Consider the following 14020-nt stretch of genomic DNA (forward strand, 5'->3'; position numbering starts at 1 on the left):
AAGCAATGCTAGGGTCGTTCTATAGGTAGCTGAAGTTTGAAACACAATGGACAGTAGAGGAAAGTTTACATGACTTCGTATAGCAAATAAAGGGTATTTTCATTGCTAGGAACGTAAAGGAAATAAATATCTCCACCTTTTTGGTATTTGTAGCAGCGGGGATGGGGATCTTTTTCTATTTGAGGACCAAGAATAGGTTGAATTTTTTCCTTATGGTCTCTAAGAAAAGGAGTTTCCACTACTTGAGTTATAAATTCTTCAGGAGAGATGGGCTGAACCTTGGAATCCAAATGCTCTGGGGTCCAGTGTTTTACTTCCTCTCTTTCGTAATGAAGAAGGCTAAATCCGGTAGGTTCCCAGCCTTCTGTCCTGAAAATCACTTCTTCATGGAATCCCTTAGGAAGAGCAAAAAAAGGATAGGTTGTCTGATAATATCTGTTTTTAGCCATATCTGTTTTTGGCCATATAAAAACGGAAAATAAGCAAGCAAAAATTAAGAGGCAAAAGATCAAAATCCGGAATCGAAATAGTTTATGTTTAGTCATCATATAAGGACTCCTGTCTTTTATCTTGCTGACGCTTCCCACTAGTTATTAGTATACGATTATATAAAAATAGCTAAAAAATTACAAAGAATGTGTTTAGTCATGAACAATACCACCGTTAAACATTTAAAACTGCAATGTCCATTGGCTTAATTTGCCTGCTCAAGCAATAGTCCTTATAGTCGCTTACACTGGTACGAAAAGCTTCTATTGCTTCATTCTCTGTTTCTCCGTGATAGGAAAAAACACCTTTTACACCTTGAATTTTTCCGTAAAAAACTTTATCAACTGTTGAAAATTTTAAAGAGCCCACAACGCCTTCGCGAATCAACAATTTCATAAAATCTCCTCTAACCCTTTACACTCGATGCCATATAATCTAAATAACACTCACAAACTTCCTCAAAGTCTTGAATTGCTTCTTCTTCTGTATCGCCGAAAAAAGGAAAATAGCCGTCTATATCTAAAATCTCACCAATAAAAACATTATCTCTGGAATCAAACGTATACGAACCCGAAAGATTTTTATATTTTAGCAATTTCATAGAATCTCCTATTCTCTAACCCATTAGCTTTTTCTTAATCAGAATTTTCAAGGTAAAATTCAACTACTTCTTTAAAGTCCTCAATCAATTCATCTTCCGTTTTACCATAAAAACAAGCTACACCATTTATCAGCAAACGACCGCAATAATCGCCTTCGATTTTTTCATCTTCAATTACGCCGACGATCCCCTTGTGCATGATCTTTTTCATGGAGCCCCCTTGCTCCTTTGCTCATATCATAGCACAACGAGGCGAGCCAATTGATGGGGCAAACTATAACATTTAAGTAACAAAAAAGGACCGAGGCTTTTCGCTCTCGGTCCTTTTCATATGGCGAACCCGATTGGATTCGAACCAACGATCTTTGCCTTCGGAGGGCAACGTTCTATCCAGCTGAACTACGGGTTCATACCGATCCATTTTAGCAATAGTCCGCTGTGGTGTCAAGCGGCCCGTTCCATGGAGCGGAACACGGCCGCCATCAGGTCTTTGTATTTTAGGATGGGATTGGGATGTTTAATATCTTCTTTGACGAAAACATCGGCCCGTCCGATTTCTTTCCCGCCCGATTCGTAGCGCACGCGGCCCACCGGCTCTTTTCTGGAATGGGGCACGGTTATGTCGTAGAAATCCACGTAGCGCTTTACCTCTTCCCCCTCCTTCTTCAAGTAGAGGAGTTCCTTTCCGGCGTAGACCGGCGAGTGATTGGGGGAAGCGTCTTTTAACTCCAGCATGCCTACCTCTTCGTCTTTTTTACAGAGATAGGTTGAGCGGTACGCCAGTGCGCGCTTTGAAAGTTTCAGGGCCGCCGCGTAACGATCCATATCGTTTTGCGCCCCCATGTAGACGCCGATAAAGCGGGTAAAGCGAGTGTTCTCATCGCCCATTTGGGCGCCCGTGGCGATAAAGCAGCGGCCGGCGATGCCCGTGTAGCCGGTCTTCAAGCCGTCAACAGGAGCGAGAATACCCATAAGGGGGTTGGTGTTGTAGGCCAAGTATTCTCTCTGGGGCTCGTTCAGTTTTTCCCGCGCTGTGGCCTGTAAGATCATGGGATAATCTTTTAATAGTCTGCGGGAAAGTTCGAACATCTCCCGAGCCGTCGCTCGATTGTAATCGTCTTTTGCGTAATCGGTGAGGCCGTGGCAATTGATGAAGTGGGCGTGGGTCAAGCCGAGTTCCTTCGCCTTGGCGTTCATTCGCGCTACAAAGGCTTCTTGACTTCCGGCGATGTGCTCGGCCAGGGAAATCATGGCGTCGTTTCCCGAGACGATCATGCCGGCGTGAATAAGTTCTTCTACCGTGTAGACTTCGTTTTCTTTCATTTTGTAAGTACTGCCGTGCATGGAGGCGGCGTCGTGGCCGATGGTGACCTTATCCTTCATCCCGATTTCACCTTTATCAATGGCATCGTAGATACAGTACATGGCCATAAGTTTCGATGTGGAGGCAAGGCCCACCACTTCGTCGGCATTGTGTTCTTCATAGATTTTCCCCGTCTCGTAATCGCCGATGACATAGCTTTTCAAGAGGGCGGTTTCGGGTTTCGCCATGGCTTCATCGAATGCTTTTTTCTCCGTGGCGTTCATTTGCAAGACGCCCTTCGCCGTATGGATTTTTTCTTTTTGATCCCTGGGCTCCTCTACTTTTTTGGGCGGAGCGTTTTCCGCTCCGTTTGCAGCAGGCGGCGCCGCCCCCATAAGGAGGAGGGCCGCAAGAAAAAGGGCCACACTTCGTTTTAGTAACTTCATCCAAACTCCTATTTCAGTTTGTCCTTTAAAATAATATCCACGATGCGCTCGGCGGCCTTGCCGTCGCCGTAAGGATTCACGGCTTGGGCCATGGATTCGTAGGCGCTTTTGTCATCGAGCAGTGTCTTCAATGCGTCGTAAAGTTTTTCTTCATCGGTTCCCACGAGCTTTGCAGTCTCCGCTTCCACGCCTTCCCAGCGCTCCGTTTCTTCCCGCGCCACGAGGACGGGCACGCCGAAGTGGGGCGCCTCTTCCTGGATGCCGCCGCTGTCGGTAACGACGATGTGGCTTCTCGCCATAAGATTGGAGAAGGGAAGATAATCCATGGGCTCGATGCGGTGCACATTGTCGGCGCCGCCGAGGACGGTTTCGGCGATGGTACGCACTTTCGGATTTAAGTGCATGGGGAAAACCACTTCTACATCGTCGTACTCGTCGGCGATGCGGCGCACGGCGCTAAACACTCGCTCCATAGGCTCCCCCAGATTTTCTCTGCGGTGACAGGTCAGGAGAATGACCCGCTTTTCATCGAAGTCGATGGCGTTAAGGGCAGGCTCATCGAAGACGAAATCTTTCCGCTCCGTATAGGTCAGGGCGTCGATGACGGTGTTTCCCGTAATATAGATTTTATCGTCATCGTATCCTTCTTTTAAAAGGTTCTGACGATTGGATTCCGTCGGCGCAAAATGATACTCGGCGAGGACGCCGGTGAGTTTTCTGTTGGCCTCTTCGGGATAGGGGGAGTAGAGATTGTGGCTTCTGAGACCCGCCTCCACGTGGCCGATGGTGACTCGGTGGTAAAAGGCAGAAAGAGCCGCGGCGAAGACGGTAGACGTGTCGCCTTGCACTAATAAAAGATCGGGCTTCAATTCTTCTAAAACATCTTCCAAGCCTCGAAGGCTTTTGACGGCAATATCCGTCAAGCTTTGGCCGGGGGTAAAGATATCCAAATCGAAATCCGGTTCGATGTCGAAAATAGCGAGGACTTGATCCAGCATTTCCCGGTGTTGGCCGGTAACGGCGACATAGCTTTCGATTTCTTTTCGCTTTCTCAGTTCCAAGACGATAGGCGCCATTTTAATGGCTTCGGGCCGTGTGCCGAATACGGAAAGTACTTTCAATTTTCTTCCTCTCTCTCATTTAAAAAACCAAGCATCAAGGCGAGTATGCCGACGACGGCTAAAATGATCAATGCGGTGATCAGGCCGTTTTTTTCGTGCATGGTGCTTACAATATTGCCGATGATGCCGAAAATTACGCTTACGCTATAAAGGGCGAGGACCGTTTGCTTTTGATTAAAGCCGTGGCGCAGAAGGCGATGGTGCAAGTGCCCCTTGTCCGCTTCGGTGACGCTTTTGCCCGAAAGCTTTCTGCGGATCATGGCGAAGGTAGTGTCGAAGACAGGCACCGCCAAAATCAGCACGGGAATAAAGACAGTAATAAGTGCTACGGATTTCATAACCCCTTGTATGGATAAAAAGCTCAGGGTAAATCCTAAAAAGAGCGCTCCCGTATCCCCCATAAATATTTTGGCGGGATTAAAGTTGAAAGGCAAAAAGCCGATACAGCTGCCGGCTAAAATGGCGGCAAACATGCTCATCTCTCCGTGATTTAATCGATGGGCCACAAACATCAAGCTGATGGAGGCGATGGCGCTGATGCCGCATGCCAGGCCGTCGAGTCCGTCGATTAAGTTGATGGTGTTGGTAATCCCCACTACCCAGAATATAGTGATGGGGATGGCAAGCCATTCCAGATTCACGAGGAGATTGGCTCCGTAAAAAGGATTGGTGAAAAAGCTGATTTTCACGCCGCCCACGATTAAAACCACCGCCGCGAGAATCTGAATCCCGAATTTATACCGGGGCGACAGATCGTATTTGTCGTCGTAAAGGCCGGCGAAGGCGATGAGGGAGGCACCGATAATATAGGCGATGTTTTCCCTGTCCAGGGGCAAGAACACGAGGACGCCGACGATGGTGGCGAGGTAGATGGCGAGGCCCCCGCTTAGGGGAATCGCCATTTTGTGTACCCGCCTTTCATCTTTCGGTATGTCCATAAAGCCATGTTTCATAGCCCATTTCCTCACCTGCGGCGTGGCGATAAAGCTGATGATCGCCGCTACTAAAAACGGTAATATCATGGTCTTCATAAATTATTTTGTCCCGAAAATTCTATCTCCCGCATCGCCGAGGCCCGGCACGATGTATGCGTTGTCGTCGAGTCGCTCGTCGATACAGGCCACGTAAATATCCACATCGGGATGGGCTTTTTGAAGCGCTTCCATTCCCTCGGGGGCGGCGAGCAGACAGAGGGCGCGTACGTGGGTGGCGCCTCTATCTTTAACAAAGTTGATGGCCGCCGCCAGAGAGCCTCCCGTGGCGAGCATGGGGTCGACGATAATAACTTCTCTTCCGGAAACATCCTTCGGGAGCTTACAGTAATATTCTACCGGCTGAAGGGTTTCGGGATCGCGGTAAAGGCCGATGTGGCCTACGCGGGCGCCGGGAATTAAGTTTAAGAGCCCGTCCACCATGCCGAGGCCCGCTCTTAAAACGGGAACGATAACGGGTTTTTTCCCCGCCATTTCTTTCCCCGTGGCTTTACCCATAGGCGTGTCGATGACTTTGTCCTGAATGGGCAGATCCCTCGTCAGTTCGTGGCCCATGAGCATGGTAATTTCTGTCAGTAATTGACGAAAATCCTTACTGGACGTGTTTACGTCCCGAAGGAGCGTCAGTTTGTGTTGAATTAAAGGGTGATCGGTGACGGTTACTTTTCCCATACTTCCTCCTCGATAGCTTCCACGCGGCGAATGTGTCGACCGCCTTCAAATGGTTCTTCTAAAAATACGTCGGCGATTTCTTTCGTCATGTCGCCGCCGATGGTGCGGGCGCCCATGGAAATCATATTGGCGTCGTTGTGGCGACGGCAAAGGGCTGCGGAATAGGGCTCGGAAACCATGGCGCAGCGAATGCCCTTTACCTTGTTGGCGGCGATGCCGATGCCGATGCCGGATCCGCAGATCACAATGCCCCGTTCACATTCACCCCTCGCTACAAGCTCCGCCGCTTTTTTTCCGAACTCGGGATAATCTACGGAATCCGTGGAATCCGTGCCCACGTCGACGATGGTGTGTCCCTTTTCTTCCAAGTAGGCTTTTAGCGCTTCTTTTCTGCGAAAGCCGCCGTGATCGGCGCCCATGGCAATTTTCATAGCTCGTCCTCCTCGAATTTTCGCTCGATTTCTTTCATCAGGCTATTTTTCGTAAAGCGATAGATGGTCATGTCGGCGCCGAAGGGATCGATGACGTCTTTTTCGGCGAAAGGTTCGATTTTATCTCCGTAAGCTGGCCAACCTCGCTTTAAGTTCGCGGCCATGGTGTGGGTCATGACGTAGATTTTATCCGCCCACTCCAAATCTTTTTCAGAGAGGGTTTTGGCCTTATGAAAACTTCCGTTAATGCCCTCTTCAGCGAGCGCCTTTAAGGCGCCGTGGCTCATGCCCTCGCCGTCGTGAGCCGCCATGCCTCGGCTCCTTACGGTGTGGCCGATGTTTCGTTTGTCCGCTTCCACTTCCGTTAAAACTTTTGCCATGGGGCTGCGGCACGTATTGCCCGTGCAAATGTAAAGAATATTCACAGTCCTAAAACCACCTTTCCCCCACATGCCTTTAAGAGACGGTTCATAATGCCGACGCCGAGGCCTCTGAAGTCGAAGCCTTCTACGAAGATCACATCGATATCCTCTATGTCGCATTTTCTTAAACTGTCGAAAAGATCGTGGGCGATTGTTCCAAGTTGTTCCCGAGAGCCCATGTCGATTAAAAGATCCATTCCCTCATAGGCCTCTTTCGTTTCCGTCGTGCAAAGTACCGCCGTGCGTTCCGACGGTTCCGTTTCGGCGATGCGCCGATTTATTTCCTTAGCGATGTTTTTCAAGTCCCCGGCGAAAAGAGTGGCCTCTCCTTTCGGCGCGTAGTGTCTGTATTTTTGACCGGGACTTTTGGGGATGGCGTGATTCGTCGCATCGATGGTCGTCTCGTCGATACCCACTTCCCCGATAATCGCCTCCAAATCTTCTTTCGTCACGCCGCCGGGCCGGTAGATCACCGGCGGATCCACGGTTACATCCAGCACCGTGGATTCGATGCCAACATTGCTGTCGCCGGAATCGACGATCATAGGCACTTTCCCCTTCATATCTTCCAAAACATGAGAAAGGCGCGTAGGGGAAGGCCTTCCCGATGTGTTGGCGCTGGGCGCCGCCACGGGAATGGCCGCCTCTTTTAATATTTCGTGAGCAATGGGATGGGACGGCATGCGAATGGCCACCGTCTCCGACCCTGCCGTTATGCCGTCGGGTACTATTTCCGACCGCTCAAAAATCAGAGTCAAAGGTCCGGGCCAAAACATATCCATGCAGTCCTTCCCTTTGGGCGGGATTACCTTTACGAGATCCAGCACCTGCTCGGGATCGGCGATGTGGAGAATCAGGGGATTGTCCTTGGGGCGCCCCTTGGCGGCGAAGATTTTATCCACCGCCTCGTCGTTTAAGCCGTCGGCGCCTAAGCCGTAAACCGTTTCAGTGGGAAAGATAACGAGTTCGCCGGCCCGCAAAAGGTCCGCCGCCTCTTTAATCTTTTCCCGCTCGTCGATTGTATCTATGTGTAAAACTTTCGTTTCCATGGATTCCTCCTCAACTGTTCATTATAACACATGGTATCCACCGCTTCGGAGAAATCGAAAAGCTAGAGTTCCTCTAAAAAGGCCAGGGTGAGCTCCATCATGGTCGTCGTGACCACATGGGATGTCATTTCCATACATTCGTACACGAGAGGCACCTTCCCCTTGTGAAGGGAACGAATGGCTTCGTAATAATTTTTCTGATACACGGGATTCACCGATTCGTCTACCTCCCCGTTGAGCATAAGGATGGCTTTTTCCACATGTTCCTCTACTCGATCCACGGGATTCAGTTCGCAAATCTTTTCTTTATAAGGCTCCACGGCCATGGCTTGCCAGTCTCCCATGCCGTTTAACGCCATAACCCCTGCCACATCATTTTTCGAAAGGAGCCCCATGGCGGTAAAGCCGCCGAGAGAATGACCGCAGACGATCCGCTTATGGTTCGGAAAAACATCGTCTAAGTATTTCGCCACATCGTCGTATTCCTCGATGTTTTTCAAGAGCACCTCGGGAAGTTTGTTCATGTCGTCGTCATAGGGGTAGCTTCCCCGGGATCCGTGGAGCACTTCTTCCACGACGAGGACCGGGTATCCTGCCGCCGCCCAAATACTCGCGCGAAAGCGGGAAGACTCTACGCTGCTTCCCCAGCCATGATAGTAAATCAGGACGATCTCTTTTTTCACATCCTCGGGTTCGATTAAAAGGGCGGGAATACTTCCTATGTTCACATTCCTTTCCCTTACATTGAAATACATCTTATCTCCAATCTATGGGGGCAAGTCCCCTCTTTGTTAAGTAGTCGTTTGTCTTTGAAAAGCATTTGCAACCGAAAAAGCCTCGGTAGGCCGATAAGGGGGAAGGATGAGGCGCCTCCAGAATCAAATGCTCTTTATTATGAATGAGGCGCTTCTTTCCCCGGGCATGAGCGCCCCAGAGAATAAACACTACCGGTTCTTCTTTGTTGCCGATAGATTCGATGACGCGATCGGTAAAGATCTCCCAGCCGATTTTGCCGTGGCTCATGGGCTGTCCCGATCGCACGGTGAGGGTGGTGTTTAAAAGTAAGACGCCCTGTTCCGCCCATGGCGTCAAGTCGCCGTCTTCCCTTTTAATTCCCAGATCTTCCTCGAGCTCCTTGTAAATGTTCACGAGAGAGGGCGGAAGTTTCATGCCCTTCGGCACCGAAAAGGAGAGGCCCTGTGCCTGGCCCGGGCCGTGATAGGGATCTTGGCCTAAGATCACCACTTTCGTTTCTGCAAAAGATGTGAGCCGCATGGCGCGGAAAATATTCTGCGCCTCCGGGAAAATCCTCTGATGTTCGTATTCTTCTAAGAGGAGGCGGCGCAGATCCAGGTAGTATAGCTTCTGCATTTCCTCCGCCATGATCTCGTCCCAATCGTTTCCGAATTGCATAAATCCCCCTTAAAGTGAAAAAAGTTCTGTTAAGAAACGCTTCGGTTTCCGGCGTACAAATAAATTAAGATCTCCGGCGCTTTCCGGCAGGAGGAAGAGGAGCAGGCGATCTTCCGCCTTTAAGATGGTCTTCCCCTTAGCGAGAATACTCTCTCCCTTCCGATCGATGCCGCCGATTAAAAAGCCCTCGGAAAGATTCAGCTCTTCGATGGTTTTGCCGCAGGCAAAGGCGTCTTCTTTCAAGGCGATTTCGTAAATATCCAAGTTTCCCGCAAAGAGATGGAGGGAAATATCCGGCTGCCCGAATAAATTGTGTTTGATCTTCTGCGAAGCTAAGAGCTCCCCTGAAAAAATCCCCCCGTTGTGGCTCACATCGACGATGCGCATAAAGCGTTCGTCTCTGAGACAAAGAGCCACATGTTCCATATTGGCATTGCGCGCCGCCGTGGCCGCCAGAAAATTATTGGCGTCGCTGGAGGAGGCGGCGATAAAGCCGTCGAACGAGTCCACATCCAGATTATCCAGAATTTCCGTAATAGGCTTGTTCTTCGGAATCGTTACATTTCCCCTTCGCTTAATATTGCCGATGGTGACCGTATCCGCATTGAGATCCGAGAGATAGGACTCGATACTCGCCGCGCCCCGGCTGTCGCCATAAATTAAAAACTTGCCCTTGCCCTCCTCGTCGAAGGGAAGAATGCGGACGTGGCGCCGTCTGAAGCGGCGGATGGCCTCCATACTTCCGATCATGCGAAGTACGTCGTTGGCTTCGAGGACCGTATTTCCGTCGGGAACCATGATCTGACCGTCTCTTCGTATGACGACGAGAACCAGATCTTCAAAGGGCCCGATATCCCGCACGCGGCGACCGACAAAACCCGGGTGATCGCCGATGTCCCATTTAACGAGGGCGAAGCCGAAGTTTTCGAAGACCTCGGTTTGCATACCCTCTTCGGCATAGAAAAAGCGATGGACCCGCTCGGCCAAATATTTTCCGTAGTCGTATACGTAGTCGATACCGAATCGTTCCTTTTCCCGTTCCAAAGCTTCCCCGAGACCGGGGTCGTAGGCGACGAAGTGAACGGGCACATTTAATTGAGCAAAGTAAGCGGTAAGGACTAAGGCTGCGGGGTTGCGGTCGCAAAATACGACGGCATCGGTCTTCAGTTCTTCTTTATAAAAATCCCGCACATCGTCAAAAAATTCCGCGAAAAACTCCCGGTACTCTTCGTGGCGTCCCCCGTCTCTTTGAATCCTAAACTCCACCTCGTGCCCTTCCCTCTCCAAGGTTTGGGCCAGCAGGCGACTTCCCGGTTCCGTTCCGATAATGGTAATGTGCATAGTCTCTCCTAATCCATTAAGTGATTGCCGTGAGCCGTGGTAAACAGGCCGAGCACGGTGAAAAATTCCAAGCGTCCCAATAACATCAGGGAAGAAAAGAGCAATTTAAAACCCGGTGCAAAATTTGAAAAAGTGTTGGTGGGTCCGAGACCGGAAAAACCCGGCCCTACATTGGAAAGGCAGGTGAGGGACCCGGAAAAGGCCGTCAAAAAGTCCACGCCGGATAAACTTACGATCACTGTAGACACGGCGAGGATCATAAAATATACCACGGAAAAGGCGACGATTCCCAGAATGACCCGGTCTTCTACGATCTTTCCGTTGACCCGAATGGGCATGACCGCATTGGGATGAATGGATTTAAATATTTCTCGCTTTACGATTTTCCAAAGCACGAGGATACGAATAATCTTCATACCCCCTGCCGTAGAGCCGGCGCAGGATCCGAAGAAGTAAAGGCCGAGCAAAATACATTTCGAAAATTCCGGCCATAGATCGTAGTCCATGGAGGCGAAGCCCGATGTGGATATAATACTCGTCACCTGAAAGGCCGCCTCGCGAAAGCCGAGTCCGATCTTCATGCCCGTGGCGAAAATTAAGTTCAGGGCGATGAGGACGATAGCGGAAACGACGATTCTTAAAAACAGTCGATACTCCTCGTCTAAAAACATCTCTCGCCAGTGGCCTCCGGCAAGCCGGGAGTAAAGGCCGAAGTTCGTGCCGCAGATCACCATGAAAATAGACATGGTCACCAAAACCGGCGTGTTGTTCGTATACTGACCCGCGGATGCCACGTGGGAGGAAAAACCCCCGGTGCCTACGACGCCCAAAGTATGGATAACGGCGTCGAAAAGGGTCATGCCGCAGAGTTTTAAGAGCACAAATAAAACGATGGTTATGAATAAGTAGATCTTATAGAGGGCGACGGCGGTATTTTTCATTCTGGGCTCCACCTTGCCGGCGACGGGTCCCGGTGTCTCCGCTTTAAAAATGCGGAAGCCGTTGGTGCCGGCTCTCGGAAGGAGGGCCAGAGTAAAGACCAAGATCCCCATACCGCCGATCCAGTGGGTCATGCTTCGCCAAAGGACCAAACTTCTGTCTACCTTTTCGATATTGTCGATTACCGACGCTCCCGTGGTGGTAAAGCCCGACACAATTTCAAATATGGCGTCGATATAGGTCGGGGTCGCGCCGCCCAGATAAAGGGGCACAGCACCGAAGAGGGACACGATGACCCAGCCAACGGCGACGATAAAGAGGCCGTCGCGGCCGCGAATCCGTTCGGTCTTTTTCGGCGTAAAATAAAGTACCGCGCCGACAAAGGCACAAAAAGCGATGGCGATTAAAAAGGCCATGACGCTCCCGTCCCCGTTGATTTTACCGTAGATTAAAGGCGGCAACATAAAGGCGCCTTCCACGGCGAGCAGCACGCCTAAAACATTAAATGCCGCGCCGTAATTCATGGAAGAAGCCTCCTCGATCGTCATAGAAATATTGTTTCATCGTTCGCACATTCTTATGTTTGCAGAAAACGATAATGCGATCCCCCTGTTGCAGCTTCGTTTGGCCGCTTGGAATAATAACGTCCTGTCCCCTTACGATGGCGGCAATTAAAATGCCCTTGGGAAGGGAAAGATCCATAAGGGGCGTATTTAAAATCTTCAGATTATCGTTTAATTTAATCTCGGCGATTTCCGTATCTCCGTCGTACATTAAGTTAATGGCCAAGGCATCTTTTCCTCGGATCAGTTTTAAAATTAAAGAGGCCGTAATAAAGCTCGGGTTAAAGGTGGCGTCGAGATTTAATTTATCCAAGACGCTGATGAAGTTCACGCGGGAAATCTTCGCCACAGATTTCGTAATTCCCTCTTCTTTCATGGAAAGGGCCATTAAAATATTCGTTTCATCGATGCCCGTGGCGCCGACAAAGGCGTCGTACGAATGGATTACTTCCTCTTCCAGCACATTGAAATCCGTGCCGTCTCCGTGGATGACCACCGCTTCCGGGTGGCGCTCTTTTAATGCCACCGCTTTATCGTGATCCTTCTCGATGACGAGAACGTCGATTCTGTCTTTTAAAAGCAGGCCGCAGAGATAATCTCCGAGCTTCCCGCCTCCTAAGATCATGACGCTCTTCGTAGGCTTCACCGCCTGCACATTGGAGTGTTCCCGATCGAATGCGTCGATGCTTTTCCGCGCTCCGATGACGAGGATCACGTCATTTTCCTTCAGCATGGTGCTGCCGTTGGGGATGAAAGTATAGCCCTTACGGGAGACGGCGGCAATGAGAAGATTATGGAGATTTTTTAAATCCATCAGCTTCTTATTGACAAATTCCTTCTCCTGCCCCACGTTAAATTCCACGAGCTTTACCTTGCCTCCGGCAAACTCGTCGCTCATAAGAGAATATTTTTTCAGCAAATACTTCTCGATGGCCGTGGCGGCAGCGTGCTCGGGATTGATGACGTAGTCGATATCCAGCTCTTCTTTGATCAGGCGAATTTGGGAGTGATATTCGGGGTTTCGAATACGGGCGATGGCTCGCTTGCATCCCATTTTTTTGGCGATGCTCGTCACCAGAACATTAGATTCGTCGCTGGTCACCGTGCCGATGATCAAGTCGTATTTTTCAATATTGAGCTCTTTTAAAATATTAAAATCCAAGGCATTGCCCGTAATGGTCAATACATCCAGCTCGTTATTTACTTTTTGGATCACTCGGGGATCGTTATCGAGTACCGTGATCTCTACATTTTCTTCTACGAGGGAGCGGGCGAGCCTCATGCCCAATTTTCCCCCGCCTACAACCAATGCGCGCATGGCGTTCTCCTTTTAGTCTTCTTACTCTTTTTCTCTCGCTTCTTTCGCTTTTTTCAGCTTTTCGGGCGTAATATCGTTGCCCTCATCGTCCACGACCTTCGTGTTTAAAAGCTGCTGGCGAAAGCCCTCTCTGAATTCCTTTAAATATTCCTTGCGGAGACGATCCCGTTCTTCGATTTCTTCCGGGGTCAACTCCCTTTCTTTGGCAATTTTTGCCAGCTCGTTTATTCGGGGTAAGCTATTTATCATTATGATTCTCCTTATTCTATCTTTGTTGAAATTTCATTACATTATAGTACAATGAAAAGGAAGGATGTGACAGCATGATACGATGTAGTTTGCAGGCTATCTCGCGGGTTCCGGCCGTCGTCGACTATACTTTTTACGACCCGTCCGGTCTTAAGATTTTAGAGACGAAGGGCGATGTGATTCAAACGAGTATCGCCTCCGCTTTTCGCGAACTTCCCATTATACCCTATACTCTATCACTAATCGATGCCGATGGAAACGAAGGTTTTTCCCTAAAAAAGAAAACCGTCGTCACCCAAACTGCGCCGGCATTTACACTTGATTTTCCCGAAGGCTCCGTGGACTTTTTAGAAGACAGGGAGCGCTTCAGTTTGCCCAATACATCGTTCCATTATAGGGGCGAGCGTTACGATATAACGGGCTTTGTCCGCGCGAGAACTTTTTACATAAAGCGAGGCGACGAAGTTCTGGCGAGCTACAAAGGCAAGCTCATAGCCGGCGGAAAGGAATACGAGATTACCGTGGAATCCGGCGAACTTCCCCTCCCCGTCTATTTGGCCACGGCCATCGTATTGGATGTTTTTTTCCACAATTATTAATCCCGCCCTCCCGTCCCTGTTCGGCGGCGAGGAGGGGATTTTTTTATCACTTTTTCATGACTTTTCAGAAAA

General features: G+C 49.7%; 18 protein-coding genes and 1 tRNA gene. 1 reads left to right on the forward strand and 18 read right to left on the reverse strand.

Annotation, left to right across the window (positions count from 1 at the left end; genetic code table 11):
- Positions 1-65 precede the first annotated feature (65 nt).
- The 18 genes from PEPTYR26121_RS07740 to PEPTYR26121_RS07825 all read right to left on the reverse strand — a co-directional run bounded on the left by PEPTYR26121_RS07740 (position 66) and on the right by PEPTYR26121_RS07825 (position 13349).
- Positions 66-548: a hypothetical protein gene (locus tag PEPTYR26121_RS07740; RefSeq protein WP_180500778.1), complete on the reverse strand. Its 483-nt coding sequence runs from the start codon at positions 546-548 to the stop codon at positions 66-68.
- Between the two features lie 115 nt (positions 549-663).
- Positions 664-885, reverse strand: a complete 222-nt coding sequence (locus PEPTYR26121_RS07745; protein ID WP_180500780.1) for a hypothetical protein — start codon at positions 883-885, stop codon at positions 664-666.
- Positions 886-895: 10 nt separating this feature from the next.
- A complete protein-coding gene (locus PEPTYR26121_RS07750) occupies positions 896-1090 on the reverse strand; it encodes a hypothetical protein (RefSeq protein WP_180500781.1) in 195 nt (64 codons plus the stop codon).
- Positions 1091-1124: 34 nt separating this feature from the next.
- Positions 1125-1301, reverse strand: a complete 177-nt coding sequence (locus PEPTYR26121_RS07755) for a hypothetical protein (protein WP_180500783.1) — start codon at positions 1299-1301, stop codon at positions 1125-1127.
- Between the two features lie 121 nt (positions 1302-1422).
- A tRNA-Arg gene (locus tag PEPTYR26121_RS07760) sits at positions 1423-1499 on the reverse strand.
- A gap of 35 nt (positions 1500-1534) precedes the next feature.
- Positions 1535-2839, reverse strand: coding sequence for a D-alanyl-D-alanine carboxypeptidase family protein (locus PEPTYR26121_RS07765; RefSeq protein WP_180500785.1), 1305 nt, complete (start codon positions 2837-2839; stop codon positions 1535-1537).
- Between the two features lie 8 nt (positions 2840-2847).
- The gene (wecB, locus tag PEPTYR26121_RS07770; RefSeq protein ID WP_180500787.1) at positions 2848-3960 is read right to left on the reverse strand and encodes a non-hydrolyzing UDP-N-acetylglucosamine 2-epimerase; all 1113 of its coding nucleotides are present in this window, start codon (positions 3958-3960) and stop codon (positions 2848-2850) included.
- Positions 3957-4991: a glycosyltransferase family 4 protein gene (locus PEPTYR26121_RS07775; protein ID WP_180500789.1), complete on the reverse strand. Its 1035-nt coding sequence runs from the start codon at positions 4989-4991 to the stop codon at positions 3957-3959. Before PEPTYR26121_RS07775 ends, wecB begins: the two co-directional genes overlap by 4 nt.
- 3 nt (positions 4992-4994) lie before the next feature.
- Positions 4995-5624 carry a uracil phosphoribosyltransferase gene (gene upp / locus PEPTYR26121_RS07780; protein ID WP_180500790.1) on the reverse strand — a complete coding sequence of 210 codons (630 nt, stop codon included), beginning with the start codon at positions 5622-5624 and terminating at the stop codon, positions 4995-4997.
- On the reverse strand, positions 5612-6055 hold the full coding sequence (rpiB, locus tag PEPTYR26121_RS07785) for a ribose 5-phosphate isomerase B (RefSeq protein ID WP_180500791.1): 444 nt from the start codon (positions 6053-6055) through the stop codon (positions 5612-5614). The genes upp and rpiB overlap by 13 nt, the downstream gene beginning before the upstream one ends.
- Complete coding sequence (locus PEPTYR26121_RS07790; RefSeq protein WP_180500792.1) at positions 6052-6480, reverse strand: arsenate reductase/protein-tyrosine-phosphatase family protein; 429 nt, start codon at positions 6478-6480, stop codon at positions 6052-6054. The genes rpiB and PEPTYR26121_RS07790 overlap by 4 nt, the downstream gene beginning before the upstream one ends.
- Positions 6477-7526 carry an L-threonylcarbamoyladenylate synthase gene (locus PEPTYR26121_RS07795; RefSeq protein WP_180500793.1) on the reverse strand — a complete coding sequence of 350 codons (1050 nt, stop codon included), beginning with the start codon at positions 7524-7526 and terminating at the stop codon, positions 6477-6479. The genes PEPTYR26121_RS07790 and PEPTYR26121_RS07795 overlap by 4 nt, the downstream gene beginning before the upstream one ends.
- 62 nt (positions 7527-7588) lie before the next feature.
- Positions 7589-8281, reverse strand: a complete 693-nt coding sequence (locus PEPTYR26121_RS07800) for an alpha/beta hydrolase family protein (protein ID WP_180500794.1) — start codon at positions 8279-8281, stop codon at positions 7589-7591.
- A gap of 1 nt (position 8282) precedes the next feature.
- Positions 8283-8939, reverse strand: a complete 657-nt coding sequence (gene ung / locus PEPTYR26121_RS07805; RefSeq protein WP_180500795.1) for a uracil-DNA glycosylase — start codon at positions 8937-8939, stop codon at positions 8283-8285.
- A gap of 9 nt (positions 8940-8948) precedes the next feature.
- Positions 8949-10280 (reverse strand): NAD-binding protein, encoded by a 1332-nt coding sequence (locus tag PEPTYR26121_RS07810; protein ID WP_180500797.1) that lies wholly within the window; start codon positions 10278-10280, stop codon positions 8949-8951.
- Positions 10281-10288: 8 nt separating this feature from the next.
- Complete coding sequence (locus tag PEPTYR26121_RS07815) at positions 10289-11743, reverse strand: TrkH family potassium uptake protein (RefSeq protein WP_180500798.1); 1455 nt, start codon at positions 11741-11743, stop codon at positions 10289-10291.
- Positions 11721-13100 (reverse strand): Trk system potassium transporter TrkA, encoded by a 1380-nt coding sequence (gene trkA, locus PEPTYR26121_RS07820; RefSeq protein ID WP_180500800.1) that lies wholly within the window; start codon positions 13098-13100, stop codon positions 11721-11723. The genes PEPTYR26121_RS07815 and trkA overlap by 23 nt, the downstream gene beginning before the upstream one ends.
- A gap of 21 nt (positions 13101-13121) precedes the next feature.
- Positions 13122-13349, reverse strand: coding sequence for a DUF896 domain-containing protein (locus PEPTYR26121_RS07825; RefSeq protein WP_180500802.1), 228 nt, complete (start codon positions 13347-13349; stop codon positions 13122-13124).
- Between the two features lie 74 nt (positions 13350-13423).
- Here PEPTYR26121_RS07825 and PEPTYR26121_RS07830 point away from each other — a divergent pair, with 74 nt between their 5' ends.
- Positions 13424-13948 carry an LURP-one-related family protein gene (locus PEPTYR26121_RS07830; protein WP_180500803.1) on the forward strand — a complete coding sequence of 175 codons (525 nt, stop codon included), beginning with the start codon at positions 13424-13426 and terminating at the stop codon, positions 13946-13948.
- Positions 13949-14020 lie beyond the last annotated feature (72 nt).

Origin of the sequence: Aedoeadaptatus nemausensis (genome assembly GCF_903819165.1) — a bacterium.
GTDB lineage: Bacteria > Bacillota > Clostridia > Tissierellales > Peptoniphilaceae > Aedoeadaptatus > Aedoeadaptatus nemausensis.